Raw genomic sequence first — 2,976 nt, forward strand, 5'->3', positions numbered from 1 at the left:
CGCTCAGTCGCTCGTAGACACTCGCTCGGTTTGCTATTGAAAATCATATATTTAAAATTCTATCGTATAGATTTATTAAAACTAACGTATAAAAATCTTGATTTATTTAATTCTATCGTATAGATTTATTAAAACTAACGTATAGGAGTAAATATTATGGCTAAAGTTATCGGTATCTTTACAGGTAAAGATTTGGAGTGGATGGAATCAGAAGGCGGTTCAGGCTATTGGATAGTACGTACAGACCGTATTAAAAGTGCTGAATATGTAATTTTAATTCGAAATCATAGAGAAACATGGGCGGTAAAAGATGGCTTAGGTCATGGTCAAGCCTTCATGGTTGGTAAAATTTCGGGCTGTATTCCGACTAAAAAACATGCTGGTAGAAAATTAATTCAAATTAGTGAATATGCACTGTTGCCAGACACAGAAAACTTTAAAAAGGCTTGGAAAAAATTAACAGCAGGTCAAAGATATCCAGTAGCTTATTTGAATACCAATGATCTATTACAAAACATTGACCTTGATGTTGAAAAGCTTGAGTGGTCTGCTTTTAATGCAAATCCAAATGCAGAAACTGCTTCACATGAATCTGAAATTATTGCTGAAGAAGCTGTAGACGAAACAAAAGAACTATCTGAAATTATTGCTGAAGCTAAAGAAATGATAGCTCATGCAGCAGGTATTGACGTGGATAAAGTTAATATCCAAATCAGTTTCTAATTAATTTTTTTTAATAGCTCATAGCCATTTAGTTATGAGCTAATTTTTTTAAATATTCTTCAAAATCTTGCTTGTTTAAATCACCTGAAACGTACTGATCATAAAGTTTTTGATGATTTTCAGTGATTTCTAAATCGTAATATTCTCGATCTGATTTCTTTAAAAACACCTCTGACAAACGATTATTTTTTTCGGTATCACTTAATTTCATGGTCTAAATGCTCCTATTTTGCGTTTATTGGCGGTTTTAGCTCTGTTTAGCTAGATTTCCCTGTTTTTGAGAAAAGGGCGCTTAAATGCGATTTTAGGCGGTTTTTACGCTATGGGGCGAAATTCGATATTGGGGCGTTTCTAACAAGCAAATTTTTAGCGGTTTGGAGATTTATCATTTTCCGACAGCAGGAGGGAATGCACGCTTACTCGTTTCTCTTCGATAAACAAAAAACCACCTCTGAAAAAGATAAAAATAAGCCCCAAAAGTTGGGGCGTTTTGAAATCTTTTTTAGAGGATTAATTGCTACTTTTTGGCATTCACGTAGTCATAAAATTGAATTTGCTGTTTGGGGTCTTTTAGCATAGGGCGAAGTCTTCGGGCAAAGTCATCTAGAGATTCATTTTCTAATTTTAAATGAGCGAATTTTTTATCTCTCGACATGTGGTATGACAAGCCATTCACTTGCATATTTTGCAATTCAATAAACTTAGGTTCATCGACCTGTTTGATTGATGCAGATTGGATTTTTTTAGAACCAAAGCCGAGCTGTTCCAGTAGCGGGTAAAACATCCTGAATTTTTTAGGCTCTAAAAGCATATCGGCAAGGCGTTTCGTAAAGTCTTCGGCTGACTCTCCGATCTCTGCATATTCGCTACCAACTTCGGGCATTTCAGATAATTTATGTGCGAACAAATGCCGTTGGGCATCGGTCATTTCAACAAAAAAATCGGGTGTGTTTGGATCTCGTTTAGGGTCGATTTTTTGTTCTACTTTTGGCTGTGGTTTTTGTTTGAATCGGAATGAAAAACCACTAATTGAACGACCATTTTTATGTTGTTCTACCTTCACTTTAATGTCTGTTTTTTCATTAATTTGCTGTAATGATGGTTCTAAAACACGACTTTTGAAATGATTCATTGCTTTGTATTCATTAGGTTCAACTCCTAACTGACTTCTGAAATCCGCTAGTTTCAAAATTGGAGTTTTACCTACCTCACGCCATGTTATCAATAGTTCATAAAGTCGTATTGCATACTTGCCTGTAAGTCCTGAAACTTGATTAATCTGATAGCTTGTAAAGTGTTTCTCAAGTCGTGTAATTAGTGGAACTACATCAGGGGCAAAGGTGATTTCTAGTAGAGCAGAATCATCAATGTATTTAATACGACTAACCCATCGTGAGCGAACAATACCAATCCCTTTTGATGTTTCTTCTTGGAATGAAAATTGTCGATCAAATAGGTTGTTTACAGCTTCTTTTAAAGCCTTGTAAGCACCTTCTTTTGTGACATTGAACTGTTTTGCATAATCACTGGCATGAATTTCTAACTTACTGTCAGCAGTAATTCCTTTCCCTGTTTCTCTAGCACTGATAATTGCCAATAAAATTAACCTTTGTTCTGTTACCTCCAAGTTGTAACTGGCATTCATAAGAGCATTATCTTTTACAACTAACCCGCCTTTCATTAAGACACCATTATTTTTATGTATATTAAGACACACTATATTTTTATGTGTCTTAATGCAAACTATTTGTGTCGGTATTGGTGTTTTTGAACAAACTATTTGTGTCGGTATGACAAACTATTTGTGTCGGTATGTCCTCTGAAACGCACGTATATCAATACTTTCAAGGCTCTTAAAAGCATTTAAAAGCTTTTTATATTATTAAAAGCCCAAAAAAATAAAAAACGGCATTTAAAACTGCCCTATGTTTTCGCTTTGCTCAAACTCTATTGAATCTCGCTGCGCTCGATTCCTGGGGGCAGTTTTTTCAAAGACTGGCTAGGACGCTAAAAACAAAAATGGATTCGCTACGCTCATAAAGCTTTATGCTCGCTTCGCTCGTCATGGAGCCAATAACTGCCGTCGCTTTGCTCTGTAAATCTTGTTATGGAGCAATAGGAAGCTTGTAATCAGGGAAAAGAAAGGGACGAAATTTTTATAACGCTCAGTCGCTCGTAGACACTCGCTCGGTTTGCTATTGAAAATCATATATTTAAAATTCTATCGTATAGATTTATTAAAACTAACGTATA

At 35.3% G+C, this 2,976-nt stretch carries 2 protein-coding genes and 1 pseudogene; 1 reads left to right on the forward strand and 2 read right to left on the reverse strand.

Features of this window, described 5'->3' with window-relative positions; translation table 11 throughout:
• Positions 1-156 precede the first annotated feature (156 nt).
• Positions 157-723 carry a hypothetical protein gene (locus tag NI466_RS15625; RefSeq protein ID WP_253173999.1) on the forward strand — a complete coding sequence of 189 codons (567 nt, stop codon included), beginning with the start codon at positions 157-159 and terminating at the stop codon, positions 721-723.
• A gap of 28 nt (positions 724-751) precedes the next feature.
• Here NI466_RS15625 and NI466_RS15630 read toward each other — a convergent pair whose 3' ends face one another.
• Together NI466_RS15630 and repM are read right to left on the reverse strand one after the other, a co-directional pair.
• Positions 752-934 (reverse strand): hypothetical protein, encoded by a 183-nt coding sequence (locus NI466_RS15630; protein WP_020846530.1) that lies wholly within the window; start codon positions 932-934, stop codon positions 752-754.
• Positions 935-1,474: 540 nt separating this feature from the next.
• Positions 1,475-2,404, reverse strand: a pseudogene (gene repM, locus NI466_RS15635) (replication initiation protein RepM); the annotation flags it as partial.
• Between the last annotated feature and the right edge of the window lie 572 nt (positions 2,405-2,976).

The sequence above is a fragment of the Acinetobacter lwoffii genome (assembly GCF_024129595.1).
GTDB lineage: Bacteria > Pseudomonadota > Gammaproteobacteria > Pseudomonadales > Moraxellaceae > Acinetobacter > Acinetobacter lwoffii_O.